Source organism: Sphingomonas sp. So64.6b, from assembly GCF_014171475.1.
In the GTDB taxonomy this organism is placed as follows: domain Bacteria; phylum Pseudomonadota; class Alphaproteobacteria; order Sphingomonadales; family Sphingomonadaceae; genus Sphingomonas; species Sphingomonas alpina_A.
Map to the genome: position 1 here is coordinate 852,134 of NZ_CP048817.1, position 23,837 is coordinate 875,970.

Consider the following 23,837-nt stretch of genomic DNA (forward strand, 5'->3'; position numbering starts at 1 on the left):
AACGCTCAGGCCGCCGGTGCGATATGCTCGGCCGCGATCAGGCGGCGGAGCAGGTCGTCGAAATCGACTGTCGAGCGCCATCCGAGCAACTGCTCCGCCTTCCCTGGATCACCATAGCTTGTTGCGATATCGGTCGCGCGCATCAGGTTCTGGTCGACTTCGACATGATCGCGCCAGTCGAGATTCTGCAGTTCGAAACAGCGCTGCACGAAATATTCGAGGCTATGGCTTTTGCCCGTCGCGACGACGAAGTCGGTCGCATGGTCGAGCTGCAGCATGCGCCACATCGCGTCGACATAATCCTCCGCCCAACCCCAGTCGCGCACGACGTTCAGTGCACCGAGCTTCAGTCGCTCGCCTGATCCCGCGGCAATGCGCGCGGCGGCGCGGACGACCTTGCGCGTGACGAAGCGTTCCGGGCGCAACGGCGATTCATGATTGAACAAGATGCCTGAGCTGGCGAACAGGCCATAAGCCTCGCGGTAATTAGCGACCTCCCAAAAGGCGGTCGCCTTGGCGACGCCATAGGGACTGCGTGGGTGGAATGGGCTCTCCTCGGTCGCGGGCTTTGTCTCGGTCGTTTCCCCGAAGCACTCGCTGGACGCGGCGTTGTAGAGACGTGTCTCGCCGCCCATGAAGCGCAGCACTTCGAGCAGGTTGAGCGTGCCGAAGGCGATGCTCTCGAGCGTTTCGACCGGCTGCGCGAAAGAGAGGCCGACCGAGCTTTGTCCGGCGAGGTTGTAGACTTCGTCCGGCCTGGTTTCCGACAGCACCTGCAATACGCTGCGGAAATCGGTCAGGGTCATCGACAGCGGGGTGACGCGATCGAGGATGCCGAGCTGCGCGAGATTGGAGAAGCGGGACACTTCCGCATCCCGCGAGGTGCCAAATACGCGATATCCCTTGTCGAGCAGCAGCTTCGCCAGCAGCGCGCCGTCCTGGCCCGAAATTCCGCAGATGAGCGCGTGCTTGGTCAAGACCTACCTCGTTGTTGCGCCCCAATTGTTGCGCCCCAAATTGTTGCGGATGCGAAGAGCATGATTTGCCGGGCGAGGAAAGGCGTAAATGCATGGCACGAGCCTGGCATTCGTCGAAATCGCTCCTTGTCAGCCGGCCGTATGGTAATGGTCGAGGAGGTAGCGCGACCATTCGCGCGACAAGAGGCCGTAGCTGCCTGCGGCATTAGCGCTGCGCCGTTCGAGACCTTCAACCCCTCCCATCCAGCTCGCATAGGGGATGGCGAAACCGGTCTTGCGGCGATGACGATGCCATTCGGGCAGGGCCGAGGCCGGCGCATTGGCAAGAAGCTTTTTGCCCTCGCCGGGTTTCAGGTGACCGATCAGCGGCGCCAGTTCGCGGAACAATGCGATATCGACCAGCGGTGTGCGGATTTCCACGCTATGGCGCATCCCCGCCCAGTCGGCGTCGCGCAACAACTGGTTGCGCATGTAGAAGCTGAGCTCGAGCAAGGTGACAGCCGCCTGATCCGAATCTGGCATCGGATCGAGCACGTCGTTCATCCGTGCGACGACGCCGAGCCGCGTGAGGCCGGCTTTGACGAAATTGGGATCGAGTATGCCGGCGAAGTCGTCAGGCAGTCGCAACGACCGGCGCACCAGATACGCGCCACCCAATGTTCCAGTATATCGCAGCAGTCCGGCCGCCTTGGGATTGTGGGTGGCGAAACGCGGCATCGCCATTTTGAGCAATCGCCCCGCCGCTGACCCAAGCCCGGGCAATCGCGCGATTCGTCCATAGCGTGCATGCCAGGCGGGGACGTCGACGAAGCTAGGATATCCGCCGAGCATTTCGTCGCCGCCGACTCCCGACAGGGCGACCTTCAGCCCCTGTTCGTGCGTCGCCTTGGCGACGAACCAGGTATTGATGCCATCGATCGAGGGTTGATCCATCGTGGCGAGAATCTGGTCGAGATCGGAGAGGAACTCGTCGCGACCGATACGGCGGACACTGTGTTGTGCGCCATAATAAGCGGCGATCCGTGCGGCGATCGGTACTTCGTCGTTTTCGCTGCCCTCGAATTCGTCAAAGCCGAGCGTGATCGTGTGAAGGGGGCGGGTCGATGCCTCCATCGCGACGCCGAGGATCGCGGCGGAATCGATTCCTCCCGACAGGAACAGCCCCACGGGCACGTCGGCAAGCAGATGGGCTTTGATGCTGTCGCGCACCGCATCCTGTGCGCGACGCAGCGCCACTGCATGATCGATATTCTCACGCTCCGCGGCAACGAGAATCTCCCCTGCGCTGACATAGCGACGCTGGCTGACGCCTTTAGCATCGACCGTGATGCAATGACCTGCGGGAAGCGATGCGATATCGGCGTACCAGGTGAACGGTTCGGGCACGCTGCCGAGCAACAGGAAGCCAACCACCCCGGCCGGATCCTTCTCGCTGCTGATGTCGCTGCCTGCGCGAAGCGCGCGGACCTGCGACGCAAAGCGGAAAGTGCCGCCTTTGTCGGCATAGAATAACGGCTTGATGCCGAACGCGTCGCGCGCGAGGAACAGGGAGCGTTCCCGGCTGTCCCAGATCGCGAAGGCGAACATGCCGCGCAACGCATCGAGCATCGCCGGGCCGCGATGTTCGAACAGGTCGAGCAGGATTTCGGTATCCGATGTCGTCGTCAGCGTGCGGCCGGCGTCGAGCGCTGCGGCGCGCAGTTCGGGGTAATTGTAGATCTCGCCATTATAGACGATCGTGTACCGTCCATCGCGACTGACCATCGGCTGGAGTGCGCGATCGGATAGATCGAGGATCGACAGGCGCCGATGACCGAGCACGCAACGGCCGTCCTCACTTGCCCACAGCCCTGCGCCATCGGGGCCACGGCTGGCCATGACGTCGCGAACTGCCACAACCTCTTCGCGCGTCGGTGCCGGCGCGTTCGAGCGATAGGCAAAAATGCCGTTCAAACCACACATTAAGCGGTTGATCCCCCCAGACCAACAGAGTGATATCTACATCAAGTTACTGAAAAAATGGTCGCTTTCGTCCAACGTCGCGATCTGTATCGTGACCGAAATGCTAGCACCGCGCCAGTGCCGATCGAGATGATTCAGATCAATTTTCCGATGACAGCTTACTGGTCTCTAGCCAAACAACATTTCACCTAAACGACGTCCGAAATTCGGAAAGGCGAAATATGCTAGCCCGGCCGGAATTTGCTTGCCACGCGACAGCGCCGTGAAGATCGCATTTTCCAACTCGTCCTGGCTCGACGGATCGATGGCGATGCCGATCGCCCCGTCGCGTATCGCCTCGAATCCGCCATCGCTATGGCTGGCGACTGCCGGCACGCCGCACGCCATCGCCTCGAGAAAGACAAACCCGAATCCCTCGCCACGGCTTGGCATGGTGTAGACGTCGGCAAGGCGGAAATAATCGGCCTTTCGGTCTTCGGGGACCATCCCGGTGAACACGACATGATCGGCGACGCCGAACTCGACCGCCTTCGCCTTGAGCCGGGCCATGTCGTCGCCCTTGCCGGCCGCGATGTAGATGAAGGATGGATCCTTCGCGCGGAGGCGCGGCAGGATCTCGATCATCTCGTCGAACCCCTTGGCGCGTTCCTCGCCGGCCATGCGGCCAAAGGTCATCAATACTTTGCGATCCGCCAGGCCGTATTGCGCGACCAGGTCGTCGGCCTTCGGCGCCATGCCATAATGTTCGAGATGGATCGCGTTGGGCAATATCGCCGTGCCCAGGCGAGGGGCGGCGGCCCAGGCCATATAACGCTCCAGCGTCACCCGGCTGATCGAGATGACGGTATCGATCCGCGACACCCAGCGATCGACCAGTCTGCGCGCCGTCGGCTGCCAGACCTCGATCCCGAAGATCAGCATCACCAGCTTCGCCCGGCGCAGGGTCGCGATCAGCACGCAGAGTGGCAACAGGTTGATATGGCCACAAATGACGATGTCGGGTTTTGGGCCGGTCAAGCCGCGCTTGAGCGCGGCGCGGGTAAAGCGTGCGATGCCGCCAAGGCCGTCGAGGTTGAACACCAGCCTGGTCGGCAGATCGCCGATCGGCGGGACGGCGATCCGCGGCAATGCTTCCACGCTGCCGACCTGAGGCAGTACGCACAAAGCGTCGAGAAAGTCGCGGTTATACTGTGAAATACCGCCGAAACCGCCATAGGCGTCGGACAGCAACATAAGGACGTGCGCACCCTTCGGCGCCGGACCGGTCATCGCGTTGCGAACACCGCCAGATGCGGCGCCTCGCGGTACAGATTGGGACCGCTCGAAGCCATCGTGCTCATAAAGCGCAGGGTGGGGAATTTCGCACGGACGACGGGAACGTCGTTGAACACCGAATAGCTGTAGAAGACGCCGTCGCCATCGGAATAGTGATAGCCCTTGCCGCGTGTCATCGCGAGGTCAAACAAGCGCCACAGGCCGACCGCGTTGATCGCCTGCTTGATCACTCGGTTGACCGCCGGGCCCTGGCCGAAATTGTTCGAATCGGAAATGAACACGCCCTTTTTTGCGACGCGGCACATCTCCGATACGGCGCGCTTATGGTTCTTGATATGATGCAGCACCCCGAATTCGCAGACCAGGTCGAAGCTGTTGTCGGCAAAGGCGAGGTTGAGTGCGTCGCCATCGACTAACTCGTCGGCCGACAAGCCCTTTTCATGCCCCTTGTCGCGCAGCGCCGCGACCGGCTCGACGCCAACATAGCGGATCGGATGGCGCTCCTTCAGATAGAGGATGCCGCGCCCGGTGCCGCTACCGATATCGAGGATCGATTCCACGCTCTGCTGACGAATGATGTCCGACAGCCAGTCGAGCGCGAGATAATGCTCGTCGCCGTCCGCGACGTGCATTTCGTCGTAGCGTTCGGCGGTCTGTGTATAATAATCGCGCTGCGCTGAGACTTCGGACATCGGCCTTTCCTCAGCGATCGCGGTTGGCGAAGAAATCGATCGTCGATTTCAGGCCTTCGGCGAGCGGTACTTTGGGCTGCCAACCGAGAATCGTCTGTGCCTTGGTAATGTCGGGCTTGCGTTGTTTTGGATCGTCGGCGGGCAGTGGCATGCGGATCAGCTTGGAGCGCGAGCCGGTCTGTTCGAGCACCAGTTCGGCCAATTCGATCATCGTGAATTCGACCGGGTTGCCGAGATTGATCGGTCCGGTCACGTCGGGCCCGGTATCCATCAAGCGGATGAAGCCATCGACCAGGTCATCGACATAGCAGAAGGAGCGGGTCTGTGATCCGTCGCCATAGATGGTGATCGGCTCGCCCCGCAGTGCCTGGACGATGAAGTTCGATACGACGCGTCCATCGGCCGGATGCATGCGCGGGCCATAGGTGTTGAAAATCCGCGCGACCTTGATCTCGAGCGCATGCTGGCGGTGATAATCGAAGAACAAAGTTTCGGCGCAGCGCTTGCCTTCGTCGTAACAGGAGCGCGGGCCGATCGGGTTGACGTTGCCCCAATATTCCTCGGGCTGCGGGTGAACCGACGGGTCGCCATAGACTTCGCTGGTCGAGGCCTGGAAGATCTTCGCCTTCACGCGCTTGGCCAGGCCGAGCATGTTGATCGCGCCGTGCACCGAGGTCTTGGTCGTCTGCACAGGATCGTGCTGATAATGGACCGGTGAGGCGGGGCAGGCGAGGTTGTAGATCTCGTCGACCTCGACATAGAGCGGCAGGCACACGTCGTGGCGCATGAATTCAAGCCGCGCATGATTATGCAGATGTTCGATATTGCGCTTGGCGCCGGTGAACAGATTATCGACGCACAGCACCTCGTGACCCTGTTCGAGCAACCGGTCGATCAGGTGCGAGCCGACAAAGCCGGCGCCGCCCGTTACAAGAATACGTTTTCTGCTGTCGTAAAGACGTGCCACGAAAGTCCCCTGATTACAGTGCGGTGCCAGCGACGCTGAAGCGTCGCGCCGAAACCACGCGTTTTTCCACCACATCCGTATTGCGGACGAACAGGCGATTGGATGCGCCCGAGCCGCTGCTGGCGGTGGTCAGAGCGCGCTTGAACGGATCATAGAAACGCTCGACGAACCCGGCCGCCGAGAGTTGCGCAAGGATTGCCGGATCGACAGTTTCAATTTCGATCGCCAGTAGCGACGGCTTGGCAAGCGTTGCTGCGGCGCCAGCGAAGACTGCGGGCTCGTGCCCTTCGACATCGATCTTGAGCATGATCGGGTCCGCTTTGCCAACTGCCATATCGAGTGTGGTCAGTGCGACCGCCACTGTTCCCGCACCGGCGTGATCGACAAGCTGATTCATCGTATCGCGGTCGCCGGTCAGCGTGCCGGTGCCGGCGGCATCGCTGAGCGCAACGCGTTGGACAGAAACCTTTGCGCCGATCGCGTTATGCTCGATATTCGCATCGAGCCGATCAGCGGTTGCGGGATGGGGCTCGATCGCGATCACGTCCGCACCAACGACTCTCGCAGCCAGCACGGTGTAACTGCCCACATTAGCGCCGACATCGACCAGCAAGTCGCCCACGCGCAGGAAATGTAACAGAAAACCCATATCGGCGAATTCATGCAGCCCGAAATAGAGGTTGCCTGTCGCGCCGGTCATTCCGCGCTCGATCAGCAGCCGTGCGCCTTCGATCCAGCTTTTGTCATGGATGCCGGGCTTCAGCCGGCTTTCGATCTGCCAGCGTGCGATGCGCGACAACGTCCTGATCGGCGCGCGCCGTCCAAGCGGATGGTCCAGCGCGTAGCCGACAAGATCGCTCATCGCGCTCATGCTGCGGCGCGCTCGTGCCGTGCGTCAGGGCCGTTGTCGAGGAACCAGCGATAGACTTCGGCGATGCCCGTGCCGAGCGGCACCGAGGATTCCCAGCCAAGCGCCTTGAGTTTGGTGGTATCGACCAGCTTGCGCGGCGTACCATCGGGGCGGGTCGCGTCGAATGCGACCTTGCCCTGGAAGCCGACCGCCTCGGCAACGAGATGGGCGAGGTTGGCGATACTGACCTCGTCGCCAGTACCGATATTGACAAACTCGTCGTCGGAATAGTTGCGCGCGAGGAACACCAGCGCGTCGGCGAGATCGTCGACATGGAGGAATTCGCGTAGAGGGGTGCCGCTGCCCCAGACCGACAGCGTATCCGCGCCCGCCAGCTTGGCCTCATGCGCCTTGCGCATCAATGCAGGCAGAACATGGCTCGATTCGAGATCGAAATTATCGAACGGGCCATAAAGGTTGGTCGGCTGGGCAGAGATGAAGTCGCAGCCATATTGCCGGCGATACGCTTCGCACAGTTTGAGCCCGGCGATCTTTGCGATGGCGTACCATTGATTGGTCGGCTCGAGCGGCCCGGTGAGCAAGGCGCTCTCGGCCATCGGCTGGGCTGCCAGTTTGGGGAAGATACACGACGATCCGAGAAAGACGAGTTTGGCCACCGCGGCGCGGCGCGCGCCCTCGATCACGTTCGTCTCGATCATCAGATTGTCGTAAAGAAACTCGCCCGGCCGGTCGTTATTGGCCGCTATTCCGCCGACCTTGGCGGCGGCGAGGAAGATCAGATCGACCGGATTCGCCGCCATCCAGGCGAAGGTCGCCGCCTGATCCCGCAGATCGATGCGGGTGTCGGGCGAGACGATCGTGCAGCCTTCGCTCGCCAGCCGCCGCACGATCGCGCGTCCGACCATGCCGCGCTCGCCCGCTACCCAGATTTTCTTGTCCTTGAGGTCAAATTTCAGGTCGGACATCGGTTTAGCCGGTCTTTTTGCGATAGGTGACGACCATCGACTTGGCGAGGGCGGGGACGCGTCCGACCCGGTCGAAGCCAATCTCCTCGAAGCCGGCGCGCGAGAACAACCTACCGAGCGTTGCGCGGCTCCAGAATTTGATATGCCCGCCTTCCCACAACGCGGTGAAGTGATTCTCCATCTTGCCGCTGGCAGCGAGGACGAGGTTCTTCAGATACGAATGATAGGGCGTGCTGATGATCGCGATACCGCCCGGGACGAGCAGTTCATCGATCGCCTCGGCATAGCGTTTCGGCGAGAAGACATGCTCGGCCACCTCAAGGCTGACCACGGCATCGAACTGGCCGAAGCGCGCCGCTAGATTTTCGTCCGAGGAACCAAGTTCGAGGCGGCACTGCGGAAAATTCTTGTTGGCGATCTCGATGCCGGTCTCCGACGGATCGATGCCGGCGATCTCATAACCGAGACCGGCCAGTGCGATTGCGTTCGACCCGTTGCCGCATCCGAGTTCGAACAGCTTCTTGCCCCTGGCATTGGCCTCAAGCGATGCGCGCACGGCAGGGAAAAGATAGGCATGAGTGTGCGACACCCCGCTGTTGGAAAAGCCGTAATCGACGATCGACGATGTCTGGGTCATGCCGGTTGCTCCAATCCCCTGTGGCGCTTCGGCTGATCAGCTCGTGATCGCGTAAAGTGCGGCGGGGCGCTCCTCGTCGGGGCGGCGCGTTTCAGCCTCGCGCGCGACCACCTTCAGGTCCTCGCGCACCATTTCGGCGCACAATTCGTCGAGCGTGGTGGTTGCTTCCCAGCCGAGCAGGCGCTTGGCCTTGGCCGGATTGCCGATCAGCAAGTCGACCTCGGTCGGACGGAAATAGCGCGGATCGACCTTGACCAGAATCTTGCCGGTCTTGCGGCAGGTGCCGACTTCATCGACACCGGCGCCGCTCCAGTCGATCTGCTTGTCGACCTCGGCGAATGCCTTTTCGACGAACGAGCGCACCGTCTGCGTCACCCCGGTGGCGAGAACGAAATCGTCACCCTTTTCATGCTGGACGATGCGCCACATGCCCTCGACATAGTCGCGCGCATGACCCCAGTCGCGCTTGGCATCAAGATTGCCGAGCCATAGGGTTTCCTGCAGGCCGAGATGATTGGCCGCCACCGCGCGCGTGATCTTGCGGGTGACGAAGGTCTCGCCACGCAGCGGGCTTTCATGGTTGAACAGGATGCCGTTCGAGGCATGGATGCCATAGGCTTCGCGATAATTCACCGTGATCCAATAGGCGTACATCTTGGCCGCGGCATAGGGCGAGCGCGGATAGAAAGGCGTCGTTTCGGACTGCGGCACTTCCTGCACCATGCCGTACAGTTCCGATGTCGATGCCTGGTAGATGCGGGTCTTGTCGACCAGGCCAAGGAGGCGGATCGCCTCCAGCAGGCGCAAGGTGCCGATGCCGTCGGCATTGGCGGTATATTCCGGCGTCTCGAAGCTGACCGCCACATGGCTCATCGCTGCGAGATTGTAGATCTCGTCAGGCTGAACCTCTTGCACGATACGAGTCAGATTCATCGAATCCGTCATGTCGCCATAATGGAGATGAAGCCGTGCGCCCGCCTCGTGCGGGTCCTGATAGATATGGTCGATGCGTCCGGTGTTGAACGAGGATGATCGGCGCTTGATGCCGTGAACTTCATAACCCTTGGCGAGCAGAAGCTCCGAAAGATAGGCACCGTCCTGCCCGGTCACACCGGTGATCAACGCGGTTTTCGTCATGAGATGGCGCTCCAGGCGAAAAATATCGGGTCCAAACCGGTCGGTTTGAAAGACGCCGTTGCCATAGCAGCATGCGCTTATACGTCTAGTGCCGCAGTTGCGAAGAGAGTGCTGGCGGGATTTGGCAGCCAAAAGACGTAAGCATCGAGTTTTCTGGATTTTTTGTAAAAATCAGACGCCCATATAGCTGCGATACCAGTCGACGAAACGCGGTACGCCGTGCTCGATCGAGGTTGTCGGCATGTAGCCCAGATCGCGCTGGATCGCTTCGATATCGGCGAAGGTATCCTTCATGTCGCCGGCCTGCATCGGCATCGCGACGCGGATCGCGGGCGCACCGCACGCGGCCTCGACCAGTTCGATCAGCCGGTCGAGCTGTTCGGACTTGTGGTTGCCGATATTATAGAGCCGGTGCGGCGAGATGCTGCCGCCCGCCTTGATCTCACCGTCATCGGCGGGGGGGTGATCCAGACAGGCGATGATGCCGGCCACGATATCGTCGATATAGGTGAAATCGCGCCGCATATCGCCGCCATTGAAGACGTTGATCGGTCGACCTTCCAGGATCGCCGAGGTGAACAGCCACATCGCCATGTCGGGTCGACCCCAGGGGCCATAGACGGTAAAGAATCGCAGCCCGGTGAGTGGCGTACGATAGAGATGGGCATAGGTATCGCTCATCAGTTCGTCGGCGCGCTTGGTCGCGGCGTAGAGTGAGAGCGGGTGGTCGGCGCGGTCGTCGACCCTGAACGGCAGGGTCGCGTCACCGCCATAAATCGACGAGGATGAAGCATAGACCATATGCCCGACGCCGCGATGGCGGGCGAGTTCGAGCATGTTGAGATGCCCGGCGATGTTCGAACGGATATAGGCACGGGGATTGTCGATCGAATAACGAACGCCAGCCTGTGCACCGAGATGGACGATGCGATCGAACGCATGCGCCGACAGCGCGGCGTCGAGTGCCTCGTCGTCGGCAAAGTCGAGTTCGAGAAACTCGAAATCGCGATTGGTGCCGCGTCCGATCTCGGCGAGGCGCGCATGCTTCAGCCGCACATCGTAATAATCGTTGAGATTATCGATGCCGATCACGCGTTCGCCGCGCGCAAGCAGTTTCTGCGCGACATGCATACCGATGAAACCGGCGGCGCCGGTGACGAGGATTGCTGGCCTGTTCATGCCTGCTTCCTACGCGCAAGCCGTTGACAGATCGATACCGTGAATAACGACGGCGTTTGCGCAAGTGCGTTCATCCGGTTATGTGGGCAGTTCGACGCCCAAGCCACGGTGCTGCAGCGTTTTTTCGCGTGCAACGGGCCATTTATGCTGCGCATTTTCAGTTTGCCTTATGTGCGTCGGCCGATCGGCATCGCGCTTGGGGCCAGTCTTGCGATCAACGTGCTGACGCTGGTCACCCCACTCTACCTGACGCAGCTCTATGACCGCGTGATTCCGTCACGAAGCGGCGCGACGCTGATCGCGATTGCCGCGATCACATTGGTGGCGATCATATTGACATCGTTGCTGGAAATGCTGCGAGGCTTGGTGTTCGCACGGGCTGGTATGGGACTCTATGCCGAGATGGAGGCGGACGTGCTCGCGGTGTCGCGAAAGTCGGCATTGGCGGGCGCGCCGGGCCGTCGTGCGCGGGCGTTCGAGGATCTGGAGCAAGTTCGCGGCTTTGTGACAGGGCCGATTCCGGCGGCATTGTTCGACCTTTTGTTCGTGCCGCTGTTCGCGATCGTGTTGTTCGCGGTTCATGTGTGGATCGGTGTGGCGAGTCTCGGCTGCGCCATTGCGCTGGCGATTGCCGCCTGGGCGAGTCGGCGAACCATGGCGCGCACCTCGGACGAGATCGTCATGCGGCAGCGCCAGGCCGGCGACGCGCTTGAGGCGCATCTCGCCTCGGCGGAAAGCGCCACCGCGATGGGTTATGCCGGTCGTGCCGAGAGCCAGGCGGCGCAACTGAACCGGCTATCGCTGACCGCGCAGATTTCCAGCACGGTGTCGACCAGCGGTGTGGCATCGATCGCACGCGGGATTCGCTCGGCAAGCCAAATCCTGATTCTCGCGATTGCCGCCTGGCTCGCGGTGAATGGCCAAGTCAGCGGCGGTTCGATCGTCGCCTGTTCGATCGTTTTCTCCAAGGCGCTGGCGCCGATCGACCAGATCCTTGGCGCCTGGCGTCAGGTTTTCAGCGCGCGCAGCGCCTGGGCGCGGCTCGCGGGAATCGAGGGCGAGGGTGATTTGCGAGATACGCTGCGCCTGCCCGCGCCGCGTGGCGCGGTGGCGTTCGAAAACGTCATCGCGGCGTCGCCCGGTGGCACTGTGCCTATTCTCAAGGGCGTATCGCTCGCGCTTCAGCCCGGGCAGTCGGTCGGCATCGTCGGGCCGTCGGGGTCGGGCAAATCGACGCTTGCCAAGGTCATGGTCGGCGCCTGGGCCGCGGCACGCGGGACCGTGCGGATCGATGGCGCCGACATCACCCAGTATGACGCCGAGGAACTTGGCCGCCCTATCGGCTATCTGCCGCAGAACGTGACATTGTTGCCCGGCACGGTCGCCGACAATATCGGACGGCTGAACGAGCGTGACGACGAAGCGATCGTTGCGGCGGCGCGAGCGGCCAATGCGCACGACATGATATTGGGGCTTCCGCAAGGGTATGACACGCCGGTGTCGGGGCTGGGGTTCGGCCTGTCGGGTGGGCAGCGGCAGCGGATCGGGCTGGCACGCGCGCTGTATGGCGATCCGATCCTGGTGGTGCTCGACGAACCCGAAACCGGTCTCGACGGCGAGGGTGAGGTGGCGCTGAACCAGGCAGTGCAGGCAGCGCGTCGTCGCGGCGCTACCCTCGCGGTGATCGCGCACCGGCCGTCGCTGGTCCACACGCTCGACCTGTTACTGGTGATGAACGCCGGCACGATCGTCAAATTCGGCCCGATGGTGGAGATATTGCCGCAATTGTTGCCGCAGAATCAGAAACCCAGCCAGGTTGTGCGCACATGACCGACATACCCGTTCCGCGTAACGCCGAAGAGCGGCAGGAACTCGCCGAAACGCTGTCCGATCCGATCGCACGCGTGACGAAACGGCTCGCGATCGGCTTGGGCGTGGGGATTGCCGCGATCTTCGCATGGTCGGCGCTGGTGCCGATCGCCAGCGGCGTCGTTGCCGAGGGGCGCATCGGCGTCGAAAATAAACGCAAGACGGTCCAGCATCTCGATGGCGGGATCGTCAAGGAGATCGGCGTCCGCGAAGGGTCGAAGGTCAAGGCGGGGCAGTTGCTGTTCCGGCTCGATGACGGAGATGCGCGACTTGCGGTGCAGGTCTTGCAGGCGCAATTCGACTCGCTGCTCGCCGAGCGTGCCGCGCGGGAAGCCGAATTGACCGGGTCGAGTACGATCACTTTCCCGGCCGAATTGCTCGAGCGGGCATCCGAACCTTCGGTCAAGTCGGCGATCGCAACCCAGCGTTCGGCGTTCGCCGCGCGCCGCGCCGCGCCGGGCGGGGCGGGCAGGAAACCGGCATCGACCAGCGTGTGGTTCAGCTCGGTCAGGACGCGCGGGGGTCGACCGCGCAATCTACTGCCAATGCCGAACAGCTTGAACTGCTCGAACGCGAGATCCGCGATACCGAGACGCTGGTGGAAAAGGGTTATGCCACACGACCGCGCTTGCTTGCCCTGCAGCGCGCCGCAGCGCAGCTGCGTGGCCAGCTGGAATCGACCAATTCGCAGACCGCGCGATCGCGCGCGCAGATCACCGAGGCGCGCATTGCGCGCAGCCAGGTCGAGCGCGAGGGCGGCGTTACCGCGGCCGACGCGTTGCGATCGGTTCAATCCGAACTGGTCCAGCTGACCGAGAAACTCTCGGCAGCGCGCGAGGTCCTGGCGCGTAAGCGCATTCTCGCGCCGGTCGACGGCATCGTTGTCGCGCTCGCCGTGACGACGATCGGTGGCGTCGTTCGTCCGGGCGAGGCGCTGCTCGACATCGTGCCGACCTCTCAGCGGTTGATTGTTGAGGCCCAGATCACCCCAAACCACGCCGACGACGTACGGCGTGGCCAAAAGGCGTTTGTGCGACTCGAGGCGGGCGGTTTCCAGATGGCACCCGTGCTCGAGGGCGTCGTGCGCAATATTTCCGCCGATGCGCTCGTAGATCAGCGTACGGGGGAACGTTATTTCAACGCAAGCGTCGAGATTCTCTCGGCCAAGGGCGTGCCCGAACGTCTGCTCAAGCCCGGCCTGCCCGCCGCTGTGATGGTGCGGACCGGGCAACGCACCCTGTTCGGTTATTTCCTGGAGCCGATCTCGGTCGCATCGTTCGGTGCGATGCGGGAATAGCCCGCCCGACGGCGGAGGCGGCACTGGCGATCATCCGGACAGCCTTTGCCGATGGCGTTGCGAAGGTCGATGTGCTGCGCAACGGCGAGCGGCGGGCCTTCGTCATCCATGCCGAAAAAGCATGTGTGACCGTGTTTCAGGTGGTGACGGACGATGCCATGAATGGTGCAGCGGACGGCATTTATGCTCAGGTGTCGAGCGATCTCGCCGCACTGGCAGAAACGGACGACGAACTGGCGGCTGTGCTTGCGCACGAGCTTGCGCACAATATCCTCCACCATCGCCTGCGGCTTGACGGGTTGTCGGTGAGCCGCGGCTTGCTGGCGTCGTTCGGGCGCAACGCGCGGCTCATCCGTCAGACCGAGATCGAGGCGGATCGGCTGAGTATCTATCTGCTATCGCGGGCGGGGTTCGATGCGGAAAAGGGCATGGTCATCTGGGAGCGGCTTGGCCGGCGGGCATCCGGATTGCGCGATACGACGCACCCCCAATGGCGCGAACGGCTACGGCTGATGACGGTCGAGCGCGATCGACTGCGCAGGGACGGCAACATCGCGCTGGCCGCAGATCTGGCGGCGGCGGTTGCCGCCGCATCGCGTTGATCACCCCGCCAGGCGGAGCGGCTCCGTACGCGGTTTTGGCTGCGGCTGATCCGGCCAGATTCCGCGCGTGTCGTAAACCAGCTTGTCGATCCGTTCGTCGAGCGGCACCGATTTGAACATGTCGTGGTCGACAAGGACGATCATGATCCCGCACGTCTCGATCGCGGTGTCGATGTCGGTCAATGTCGCGCCCGATCCGTCGAAAGCGCCGGGCAGGCTGCGCGCATAGGGTTCGACCACATGGATACGATCGCCGAAGCGGTGCGCAAGTTCGCTTGCGACCTTGAGCGCTGGACTTTCGCGGAAATCGTCGATGTTTGCCTTGAAGGCGAGGCCGAGACAGGCGACCGGCATGCCGGGGTGCGCCTCGATCATCGCCGCGGCGCGATCGATCGCATAATCGACTTTTGCGTCATTCACTTCGCGCGCGGTGCGGATCAAGGGCGTGTTGGCACGGTCGGCATGGACCAGGAACCAGGGATCGACCGCGATGCAATGGCCGCCGACACCGGGGCCGGGGGACAGGATGTTGACACGCGGATGGCGGTTGGCGAGGCGGATTACCTCCCACACATCGACCTCCATCGTGTCGGCGACGCGGCTGAGTTCATTGGCGAAGGCGATGTTGACGTCGCGAAACGCGTTCTCGGTCAGTTTGGTCATCTCCGCCGCGCGGCTCGTCGTCGTGACGCAGGCGCCGCGCACGAAGCGGCGGTAAAAGGCGAGCGCCTTGCGTGCGCAACGTGGCGTGATGCCGCCGATCACGCGGTCATTGTCGATCAGTTCGACCAGGATGCGCCCGGGCAGGACGCGCTCGGGGCAATAGGCGATGGCGATATCTGCGCTCTCACCCGTTTTGCCTGGTACTTTGAGGTCGGGGCGAAGCTGAGCGAGCAGGTCGCGGACCTTCTCGGTCGTGCCGACCGGCGAGGTCGATTCGAGGATCACCACATCACCCGCCTTGAGCACGGTCGCGACGGTGGTCGCGGCCTGCAGGACGTAACCGATATTGGGTGCATGGTTGTCGGCGAAGGGTGTGGGGACGGCGATGACGAACACATCGGCCGGTTCGATCTGCATTGAGGCGCGCAGGCTGCCGCGCGCCACCACACCGGAGACGAGGCCATCGAGGTCGACTTCCTCGATATGCACCTTGCCCGAATTGACCGTGTCGACGATCGACTGGGTCACATCGACGCCAAGTACCTTGGCCCCGGTGCGCGCGATTATCGCGGCAGTGGGAAGCCCGATATAACCGAGGCCGACGACGACGACATTAAGTTCAGAATCCGAAATCATCGGCGATAACCTTTGCGATCCTTGCGGACGCATGGCCGTCGCCGAACGGATTGTGGGCGCGGGCCATGGCCGAGTAAGCGCCCTTGTCGTCGAGGAGAGTTGATATTTCGGAAACGATCCGGTCGGGATCGGTACCGATCAGCTTCGCCGTACCCGCCACGACGCCCTCCGGCCGCTCAGTCGTCTCGCGCATGACCAGCACAGGCTTGCCCAGCGCCGGCGCTTCCTCCTGCACACCGCCCGAGTCGGTCAGCGCGATGTCGCACAGGCCCAGCGCGCGCACGAAGTGAGGATAATCGAGGGGGTCGACCCTGGCGACATTGGCCCGGTCGCCGAGCATTTCGTCCATGACCGACACGACATTGGGGTTGGGGTGCACCGGAAACAGGATCGCGGTGTCGTCGCGGTCGGCGATGCGACCGATCGCGCGCGCGATATTGGCCATGCCGTCGCCGAAATTCTCGCGCCGGTGCGTGGTGACCAGGACGATGCGCTTGCCGGCGAAGCGTACGGCGATCTCGTCCAGTCCAGCCGCCATCAGCGGGTCGGCGGCGAGCTTTGCCTGAGTCGCGTAGAGTGCATCGATGACGGTATTGCCAGTGACATGGATCGTAGCGGGATCGATATTCTCGCGACGCAGCGCTTCGGCGGAGGTTTCGGTCGGGGCGAAATGCTGATCGGCGATCGGCGCGACGATGCGGCGATTCACTTCTTCGGGCCAGGGTTGATAGATATTGCCGGAGCGCAGGCCGGCTTCGACATGGGCGACGGATATCTTGCGATAATAGGCCGTCAGCGCGCCGACCATTGCAGTCGCGGTGTCGCCTTGGACGATCACCCGATCGGGTTTCTCGGCATCCATCACCTCCCCAAGCCCGGTGAGCAGGCGCGCGGTCAAGCGGTCGAGCGACTGACCCGGCTCCATGATGTCGAGATCGATATCGGGCGTGATACCGGCGATCGCCAGGACCTGGTCGAGCAGCCCGCGGTGCTGCGCGGTGACGCATGTACGGACATCGAGCCCCGGTGTCTGCTTGAGCGCCGCGATGACGGGAAACAGCTTGATGGCCTCGGGGCGCGTGCCGAAGACGAGCAGGACTTTGCGTTTATCGGCCACCAACTATTCCCATTTTCATTCGCGCGGAACGAATAACGGGAGTTGTTTAAGGTCGCGCTAACCGGCTCCGCATCCCGAACATCCGGGATCCTTCGGCAAGATGATCGTGCGGAAGCGGAAGGCGAGGGCGTCGGCGAGCAGCAATTTTCCCGCGCTGTCATCACCGAACCCGACGATCGTGCGCATCGCTTCCAGCGCGGCGAGGCTGCCGAGCACGCCGGTCATCGCGCCGAGCACTCCCTGTTCGGCGCAACTCGCCTCGGCGCGATCGGGGTCGCTGCCGACGAAACAGCGATAACAGGGCTTGTCCGCTTCCCAGCCGCGAAACACGCCAAGCTGCCCTTCGAACTGGCCGACAGCGGCCGAGATCAGCGGGATATGAGCGGCGAACGCGGCATCCGCGACCGCGAGGCGAGTCAGGAAATTATCGCAACCATCGAGTACGACATCGGCGCCAGCGAGTAATGAGCCCGCGTTGCCGGAATTGATCCGCACCGTATGGGTTTCGACGTTGACGTTCGGGTTGAGCCGCGACACCGCAATCGCCGCGGCGGCGACCTTGGGCTGACCGATATCGTCGCTGCCGAACAATGTCTGGCGTTGAAGGTTGGACAGGTCGACCGCGTCGTCGTCGATCACAATCAGCCGCCCGACGCCCGCCGCAGCGAGATATTGGATCGCCGGGGACCCGATTCCGCCCGCGCCGACGACCGCTACAGTGGCGCTGTGCAGCTTGAGCTGCCCCGCGCCGCCGACTTCTTTCAGCACGATATGGCGAGCGTAGCGCTCCAGTTCCGCGTCGGTCAGTGACATCGCTTCAGAACCAAAACCGTAAGGGTCATTTTTCCCAGTTATAGCTCATGCTGGTGCGGTACCAGGTGTCTGTGGCGGGCGATCCCTTGATATTATCGCGCGCCATACTGAGCACGAGGCCCGCGCTATATTGTTCAACAGTCGGGCAATCGATCGCCTGGGGGACGATGCGCTTCACCGTGCCACCCGGCACGACCAGCACGGCCAGGGAAATGTCGATCCGCTTTTGTCCGTCGATGCGTTTCGGCGGCACGCAGCGGCCAGCCTTGACCTCGTCGGCCACGAAGGTCGTCAGCCCGGCGGCATAATCGGGCTGTTTGGTGAAAGATAAAGGCGCGAGTGCCGACCAGTCCTTTGGCGGGCCGAGGTCGGGCACGGTCAGGACCGGGGCCGCCGCCTGCAAGGCAAGCGCGACGATCAGTGAAATCATCATCGTCCTGTCGATCCAAAGCCCCCGCTACCGCGCACAGTATCGTCAAGCTCGGCCAACTCGTCCAGAACTGCGCGTTGGACCGGGGCCGGAACGAGTTGGGCGATCCGGTCGCCGCGCGCGATGACGAAGGGCTCCGCACCGAGATTGGCAAGGATCACCTTCACTTCGCCACGATAATCGCTGTCGATCGTACCGGGCGTGTTGAGACAAGTGACGCCATGTTTAAGCGCAAGGCCGGAACGTGGCCGGACCTGCACCTCATAGCCCGCAGGGATGGCGATGGCGAAGCCGGTGGCGACGGCGGCGCGGCCGCCCGGCGCAAGGGTCAGATCTTCGGCGGAAACGATGTCCATGCCCGCAGCGCCGTTGGTCGCGTAAGCGGGCAGAGGGAGGTCTATGCCGTTAGGCAGGCGCTTCAGCGCGATGGTGATCGGAGTCGTCATGCGCCCTTCAATAACCATCGCTGATGGCTTGTCGAAGAGGTGTTCTGCTTTTGCTAGGTAAAGGATGGCTGACAGGATGGTGAAACTCCGGCAACCGCAGATTACAATCTGAAATCACGCAAACCTTTCTCGTAGGCGGCTTCGGCTTCGGCAAATTCTGTTTTCCGCCGTCGAAGATTGCGCCGGCGCCATTCGGTCATCGCTGCGATGAACAACGCCGCGCATGCCGACATCAACGCGAGTCGTCGTTGACCGCCCATCGCGGCAAAAACGCACCCCCAGCCGGTGGCCATGGCGCTCAACCAACCGAGCGCCGTGTGAAACCTAGCAACGCGCCACTCCAGTGGAGCTTCAGGGCGTCCGCTGCGTGCGTTGCAGCTGAAGCCCTTCGTGTCATCGAACATATGCAGGAGTCGCGGGAGCATGATGGATCCTAACCGATGGTAGCCACGAGCACATCGGCAATTCGATTCGCCAACCGGGCCGCTACATCCTTCTTGGGCAACTTATCCCAGCTTTCGACCCCCGTTTCGGTGACGATATGCACGGTGTTCGACTCGCCACCCATCACATCGCCCGACACGTCGTTGGCGACGATCCAATCAACCTGCTTGCGCAGTCGCTTGGCGGTGGCGTGTTCGATCACCTTTTCCGTTTCGGCGGCGAAGCCGATCAGCAATGCGGGGCGGCGCGGGCTCTTCGCCAGCCCCGCCAGGATGTCCGGATTTTCGACCAGATGAAGGACGGGCGGGGATCCGTCCTTCTTGATCTTCTGTCCTGCGCTCTCGACGCGCCAGTCGGCGACGGCGGCGACCATCACCGCGGCATCGGCGGGTAAAGCTCTATCCACTGCGTCCGACATCTGCAGCGCGGTTTCGACATCGACACGATCCACTCCTGCGGGCGTATCGAGCGTCACTGGTCCGGCGATCAACGTCACGCGCGCGCCCAGTTTCGCCAGCGCACCGGCAATGGCGAAGCCCTGCCGCCCGGACGAGCGATTGGCGAGATAACGGACCGGGTCGATCGGCTCATGCGTCGGTCCCGCGGTGACGAGGATATGCTTGCCGGTCAGCATTCAAGCGGAAAGATGATGCTGGATCGCGGCGAGGATCGCTTCGGGCTCGGGCAGGCGACCGGGGCCATATTCGCCGCATGCCATCGCGCCTTCGTCAGGTTCGAGCACCGTCACGCCATCACCGCGCAGCGTGGCGATGTTGCGGCGCGTCGCGGCATGGCCCCACATACGCACGTTCATCGCCGGCGCGGCGAGCACCGGCTTGTCGGTGGCGAGCAACAGGGTCGTCGCCAGATCGTCGGCGATGCCGGCCGCCATCTTCGCCATCAGATCGGCGGTGGCGGGGGTGATGACGACCAGGTCGGCCTCGCGGCTGAGCTGAATATGGCCCATTTCAGCTTCGTCCTTGAGATCCCACAATGTCGTATAGACCTGATTTTCCGACAGGGCGGCGAGAGTCATCGGCGTGACGAAATGCTGTCCACCGGCGGTCAGCACGCATTTCACCTCGATCCCCGCCTTGCGGCACAGGCGGATCAGCTCGCATGCCTTATAGGCCGCGATGCCGCCGCCGACGATGAGCAGAATCTTCATCGGGTCAGCCCCCTCTTGTCAGTCTGGTCACCGTGATCTTGCGCCGCTCGGTCGCCGCGCTGATCAGGTCGCGCACGCCATCGGGCGCGAAAGCGAGTCCGACCAGGATCGTGGGCGCGATCATCAATCCCCAATAGAAGGTATCGACCCGTCCGAACAGGCCAAGCAACGCAGCATAGCTGGCGAAGATCGCCAGCGCGCGTAGCGCCAGCGCGTCGTTCCAGGCCGCCCATCCGAACAGAGCCAGCCCGATGAGCAGCGCGGCGATCCAGGCCGGCGCGAGGTTGAGTGCGGTCGAGAGCGTCATCGTCTTCACGAAGAAGCCGAATCCAAGCATGCCGGCCCAGCCCGGCGAGCCCGGATCGAGTGGCCGGACGACTTGCGCAACGGCATGAGCATGAAGAACGACGACGACCGCCAGCACGCCGACCGGCACGCACCAGCCCAAAGCTTCGCGGCGATGCCCCTCGGCAAAGGCGAGAACCGCCATGATCCCCACATACAGCGCCGCCGTTTCGCGGATCAGCATCGCGATCAGGCCAAAGGCTGCTGCCTCGATCCAGCGATCGGGCCGGCGCAACGCCAGCGACAGCGCGATCAGCAGGCCCGCCCAAACCTCATGAAAATTGGCCAGTTCGGGCTGAACGAACACGACCATCCCCGCGGCGAGCAGGATCAGCGCGATGGCGAAGGGCGGCGCGCGCGCAAAGGCCGGGCGCAGCCGGATGAACCAGGCGAGCATCACCGCCGCTGCAAGCAGATAAAGCAACACGACGGTTACCCCGTCGGGAAGGGCTGCCTGCACCATCGCCAGGGTCGGCAGGCGGAATGTGACGAAGGGCTTGAGCGGATAATTGCCGGTGCGGAGCGCATAGGCGGTGACGGTATAATAATTGCCGCCCGCGCGGACGCCTGAGACGATCGATTCGTAAAGCACGACATCGGCCTGATCATCGGCTCGCTGCGCCGGGTCGTGGCTGACCGGTGGCGGCCCCGGAGAGGCAAGGGCGGTCAGCGTCGCGGCAAGGAGCAGGGCAAGCACAGCGAGGCCGAAACGGGCCATGGGTGCTCTGAGACCGGCGAAGCGGCTTGGCATGGTCAGCCAGAGTGGGGTGAGGGGACGGGGCATTTCTTCAGCCCCTCCCTTTTAAGAGTTCGGCAGCAGCCCTGCCCCCCGGGCAGGGCCAAGGGCTGCCGAACCGGGTTGGGATGGGTGCGCGCGTCTGCGCGCCTAAAAAGACTCGTTGCGTCAGGCGTAAAGCCCAAAGGGGGGCATCGAGCCCCGCTTTGGGCTGACCCACCCCTAGCCCCTCCCTCAAGAGGGAGGGGATGAAAAAGAAGCGCGCTTGCGTCACCCCAACACCAGCCATACCACCGCCGCGCTCGCCAGTGCGCTGACCACCGCGACAGCGACATAACGCCATCCGCCACCGATCCGCACCACCTCGATCTCACGCAACGGTGGCGCCGGTGGGGCGCCGCCCGGCGCCGGATAACGTCGCTCGATATTGCGGATCAGGTCAGGCAGCCGTGCCAGCGTGCGCAGGTCGGTGATGAGGCGGTCGGCGATCGCCGCTTCGGGGCCGAGCTCGGTCCTGATCCATTCACGCACGAACGGCGCGGCCGATTCCCACAGGTTGATATCGGGGTCGAGGCTGGTCGCAACACCCTCGACCATCACCATGGTCTTTTGCAGCAGCAGCAGATGCGGCTGGGTCTGCATGTCGAAGTCGCGTGTGATGTTGAACAAGCCGTCGAGCATCATGCCGATCGACATGTCCTTGACCGCCAGCCCGCGCATCGGCTCGCCCACCGCGCGGAGTGCCGTGGCGAACTCCGCGACATTGTGATGCGCGGGGACATAACCCGCCTCGAAATGGATTTCCGCCACGCGTTTGTAATTGCCGGTGATCAGGCCGTAGAGAATCTCCGCCAGCCACACCCGCGCGCGCCGGTCGATCCGGCCCATGATGCCGAAATCGATCGCCGCGATCTTGCCGTCGGGCAGCGCGAACAAATTTCCCTGATGCATGTCAGCATGAAAAAAGCCCTCCGCGATTGCCTGGCGCAGAAAGGCATGGACGAGCGTATCGGCGAGCTTCTTTCGATCATAGCCCGCCGCAATTAGCGCATCGCGATTGGACAGCTTGATGCCGTCGACCCATGCGAGCGTCAGCACCTTGGTTGTAGTGCGCTGCCAGTCGATCGTTGGGATGAAGAAGTCCGGCTCGGCGGTCATCGCCTCGGCCAGTTCGGACGCTGAAGCGGCCTCACGTCGCAGATCGAGTTCACGCAGCGTCCAGCGCTTGAACGTTTCGATCACGAGGCGCGGGCGTAGTCGTGACAATTCGCCACCCATCGCCTCGATCTGCGCCGCCGCCCATTGATAGGTATCGATTGCGTGCGCGAATTCCTCCTCGACGCCGGGCCGCAGCACCTTGACCGCGACCTGGCGGCCATCGGTGGTAACCGCACGGTGAACCTGGGCGATCGACGCGGCGCCGACCGGGACCGGATCGATCGACTGGAACAGTTCGGCCGGGTCACGACCGAATGCACGAGTCATCGCGGCGTGGATCGTCTCGTACGGGACCGGCGGCAGCGCATCCTGCAGGCGGAGCAGGTCATGCGCCGCGACATCCCCGACGATATCGGGCCGGGTCGCCAGCGTCTGCCCCAGCTTGATCGCGGCAGGACCGATCGCCTGCAGCGCATCGGCATAGGCCGGCACCTTAGGTACGCGCGCGCCAATCCGTAAGGCGCGCACTGCGCGACGAAGAGACGCCGGCGTGTTGGGGTCGCGCTCGATGCCGCGTAGCGCCCCGTGACGTGCCAGGATGCGGCCCCATTTGAAGAGGCGCCAGAGATGAACTGCTGGAGCGGTCACGCCCGTTAGATCTTCCAGCCGCTATGGATCGCGACCAGCCCGCCGAGCATCGGCTCGACCTGGGTCTGCACGAAGCCGGCCTCGGCGATCATGCCCTTGAATTTCTCCATGTCGGGGAAGCGGCGGATCGATTCGATCAGATAACGATAGCTGTCCTCGTCCTGTGCCAGCAGCTTGCCGACCTTGGGTACGATCTTGTGTGAATAGGTGTCATAGATTTCGCCGAAGCCGGGCCACAGCGTCGTCGAGAATTCGAGGCAATAGAAACGGCCGCCGCGGCGCAGCACCCGGTGCGCCTCGCGCAGCGCCTTGGGAATATCGGTCACGTTGCGGATGCCGAAGGCGATCGTATAGGCATCGAAGAAGCGGTCGGGAAAGGTCAGTACCTCGGCATTGGCCTCAGTCCAGACCAGCCCGTCTATGCCGCGCTTGGCGGCGCGCTCCATGCCGACCTCGAGCATTGCGGGATTGATATCGGCGACCGTTACCGCCGCGTCGCTTGCCGCAAGCCGAAAGGCGATGTCGCCCGTGCCGCCCGCCATGTCGAGAATCTGTTCGCCCTCGCGCGGTTTTACCCGGCGCACGAAACGGTCCTTCCACAAGCGGTGCATGCCACCAGACATCGCATCGTTCATTAGGTCGTATTTCGACGCGACGCTGGTGAACACACCGCCAACGCGGGCGGTCTTTTCGGAAGCGGCAATGTCTTCATAGCCAAAAGAGACGGTGTCGGTCATGGGGGCCGCTCTAGCTAAGCATCGGCTCAAGCGCAAAGCCGCGTTGACCCTTATTGTCATTCCCGC

The 23,837-nt window shown here is 62.9% G+C and carries 23 protein-coding genes and 1 pseudogene; 3 read left to right on the forward strand and 21 right to left on the reverse strand.

Annotated features, from left to right (window positions below; all coding sequences use genetic code 11):
* Positions 1–5: 5 nt before the first annotated feature.
* The 10 genes from G4G27_RS03930 to G4G27_RS03975 all read right to left on the reverse strand — a co-directional run bounded on the left by G4G27_RS03930 (position 6) and on the right by G4G27_RS03975 (position 10,662).
* A complete protein-coding gene (locus G4G27_RS03930; RefSeq protein ID WP_183112139.1) occupies positions 6–977 on the reverse strand; it encodes a GDP-mannose 4,6-dehydratase in 972 nt (323 codons plus the stop codon).
* A gap of 129 nt (positions 978–1,106) precedes the next feature.
* Positions 1,107–2,930, reverse strand: a complete 1,824-nt coding sequence (gene asnB / locus G4G27_RS03935) for an asparagine synthase (glutamine-hydrolyzing) (protein ID WP_202049657.1) — start codon at positions 2,928–2,930, stop codon at positions 1,107–1,109.
* 177 nt (positions 2,931–3,107) lie between these two features.
* On the reverse strand, positions 3,108–4,172 hold the full coding sequence (locus G4G27_RS03940; RefSeq protein ID WP_183112141.1) for a glycosyltransferase family 4 protein: 1,065 nt from the start codon (positions 4,170–4,172) through the stop codon (positions 3,108–3,110).
* 32 nt (positions 4,173–4,204) lie between these two features.
* Positions 4,205–4,906, reverse strand: coding sequence for a class I SAM-dependent methyltransferase (locus G4G27_RS03945; protein WP_183112142.1), 702 nt, complete (start codon positions 4,904–4,906; stop codon positions 4,205–4,207).
* Between the two features lie 10 nt (positions 4,907–4,916).
* Positions 4,917–5,873, reverse strand: coding sequence for a UDP-glucuronic acid decarboxylase family protein (locus tag G4G27_RS03950; protein ID WP_183112143.1), 957 nt, complete (start codon positions 5,871–5,873; stop codon positions 4,917–4,919).
* Positions 5,874–5,886: 13 nt separating this feature from the next.
* On the reverse strand, positions 5,887–6,735 hold the full coding sequence (locus G4G27_RS03955) for an FkbM family methyltransferase (protein WP_183112144.1): 849 nt from the start codon (positions 6,733–6,735) through the stop codon (positions 5,887–5,889).
* A 5-nt stretch (positions 6,736–6,740) separates the two neighbouring features.
* On the reverse strand, positions 6,741–7,709 hold the full coding sequence (locus G4G27_RS03960; protein WP_183112145.1) for a GDP-L-fucose synthase: 969 nt from the start codon (positions 7,707–7,709) through the stop codon (positions 6,741–6,743).
* A gap of 4 nt (positions 7,710–7,713) precedes the next feature.
* A complete protein-coding gene (locus G4G27_RS03965) occupies positions 7,714–8,346 on the reverse strand; it encodes a methyltransferase domain-containing protein (protein WP_183112146.1) in 633 nt (210 codons plus the stop codon).
* A 36-nt stretch (positions 8,347–8,382) separates the two neighbouring features.
* Complete coding sequence (gmd, locus tag G4G27_RS03970; RefSeq protein WP_183112147.1) at positions 8,383–9,483, reverse strand: GDP-mannose 4,6-dehydratase; 1,101 nt, start codon at positions 9,481–9,483, stop codon at positions 8,383–8,385.
* Between the two features lie 171 nt (positions 9,484–9,654).
* Complete coding sequence (locus tag G4G27_RS03975) at positions 9,655–10,662, reverse strand: SDR family NAD(P)-dependent oxidoreductase (RefSeq protein WP_183112148.1); 1,008 nt, start codon at positions 10,660–10,662, stop codon at positions 9,655–9,657.
* A 144-nt stretch (positions 10,663–10,806) separates the two neighbouring features.
* Between G4G27_RS03975 and G4G27_RS03980 the strand changes: the two genes are divergently transcribed.
* A complete protein-coding gene (locus tag G4G27_RS03980; protein WP_183112149.1) occupies positions 10,807–12,492 on the forward strand; it encodes a type I secretion system permease/ATPase in 1,686 nt (561 codons plus the stop codon).
* Here the strand turns inward: G4G27_RS03980 and G4G27_RS03985 are convergent.
* A complete protein-coding gene (locus tag G4G27_RS03985) occupies positions 12,462–12,827 on the reverse strand; it encodes a hypothetical protein (RefSeq protein ID WP_183114010.1) in 366 nt (121 codons plus the stop codon). The two genes, G4G27_RS03980 and G4G27_RS03985, sit on opposite strands and share 31 nt — an antisense overlap.
* Before the next feature lie 197 nt (positions 12,828–13,024).
* Here G4G27_RS03985 and G4G27_RS03990 point away from each other — a divergent pair, with 197 nt between their 5' ends.
* Both G4G27_RS03990 and G4G27_RS03995 read left to right on the forward strand, forming a co-directional pair.
* Positions 13,025–13,828, forward strand: a complete 804-nt coding sequence (locus G4G27_RS03990) for an HlyD family type I secretion periplasmic adaptor subunit (RefSeq protein WP_183112150.1) — start codon at positions 13,025–13,027, stop codon at positions 13,826–13,828.
* Positions 13,829–13,899: 71 nt separating this feature from the next.
* Positions 13,900–14,430, forward strand: coding sequence for a M48 family metallopeptidase (locus tag G4G27_RS03995; RefSeq protein WP_244624548.1), 531 nt, complete (start codon positions 13,900–13,902; stop codon positions 14,428–14,430).
* Here G4G27_RS03995 and wecC read toward each other — a convergent pair whose 3' ends face one another.
* The 10 genes and pseudogenes from wecC to G4G27_RS04045 all read right to left on the reverse strand — a co-directional run bounded on the left by wecC (position 14,431) and on the right by G4G27_RS04045 (position 23,771).
* Positions 14,431–15,729 carry a UDP-N-acetyl-D-mannosamine dehydrogenase gene (gene wecC, locus G4G27_RS04000; RefSeq protein WP_183112151.1) on the reverse strand — a complete coding sequence of 433 codons (1,299 nt, stop codon included), beginning with the start codon at positions 15,727–15,729 and terminating at the stop codon, positions 14,431–14,433.
* Positions 15,713–16,849 (reverse strand): UDP-N-acetylglucosamine 2-epimerase (non-hydrolyzing), encoded by a 1,137-nt coding sequence (gene wecB, locus G4G27_RS04005; protein WP_202049659.1) that lies wholly within the window; start codon positions 16,847–16,849, stop codon positions 15,713–15,715. Before wecB ends, wecC begins: the two co-directional genes overlap by 17 nt.
* A gap of 54 nt (positions 16,850–16,903) precedes the next feature.
* Positions 16,904–17,659, reverse strand: coding sequence for a molybdopterin-synthase adenylyltransferase MoeB (gene moeB / locus G4G27_RS04010; protein WP_183112152.1), 756 nt, complete (start codon positions 17,657–17,659; stop codon positions 16,904–16,906).
* A gap of 25 nt (positions 17,660–17,684) precedes the next feature.
* The gene (locus tag G4G27_RS04015) at positions 17,685–18,092 is read right to left on the reverse strand and encodes a hypothetical protein (protein WP_244624549.1); all 408 of its coding nucleotides are present in this window, start codon (positions 18,090–18,092) and stop codon (positions 17,685–17,687) included.
* Positions 18,089–18,535: a dUTP diphosphatase gene (gene dut / locus G4G27_RS04020; RefSeq protein ID WP_183112153.1), complete on the reverse strand. Its 447-nt coding sequence runs from the start codon at positions 18,533–18,535 to the stop codon at positions 18,089–18,091. The genes G4G27_RS04015 and dut overlap by 4 nt, the downstream gene beginning before the upstream one ends.
* 101 nt (positions 18,536–18,636) lie before the next feature.
* Complete coding sequence (locus tag G4G27_RS04025) at positions 18,637–18,939, reverse strand: hypothetical protein (protein ID WP_183112154.1); 303 nt, start codon at positions 18,937–18,939, stop codon at positions 18,637–18,639.
* 29 nt (positions 18,940–18,968) lie between these two features.
* Positions 18,969–20,147: pseudogene (gene coaBC, locus G4G27_RS04030) on the reverse strand (bifunctional phosphopantothenoylcysteine decarboxylase/phosphopantothenate--cysteine ligase CoaBC).
* Between the two features lie 4 nt (positions 20,148–20,151).
* Entirely contained in the window at positions 20,152–21,276 is a 1,125-nt protein-coding gene (locus G4G27_RS04035; protein ID WP_183112155.1) for a hypothetical protein, read from the reverse strand.
* A gap of 222 nt (positions 21,277–21,498) precedes the next feature.
* On the reverse strand, positions 21,499–23,034 hold the full coding sequence (ubiB, locus tag G4G27_RS04040; RefSeq protein ID WP_183112156.1) for a 2-polyprenylphenol 6-hydroxylase: 1,536 nt from the start codon (positions 23,032–23,034) through the stop codon (positions 21,499–21,501).
* A gap of 5 nt (positions 23,035–23,039) precedes the next feature.
* On the reverse strand, positions 23,040–23,771 hold the full coding sequence (locus G4G27_RS04045; RefSeq protein WP_183112157.1) for a class I SAM-dependent methyltransferase: 732 nt from the start codon (positions 23,769–23,771) through the stop codon (positions 23,040–23,042).
* Positions 23,772–23,837: the final 66 nt, after the last annotated feature.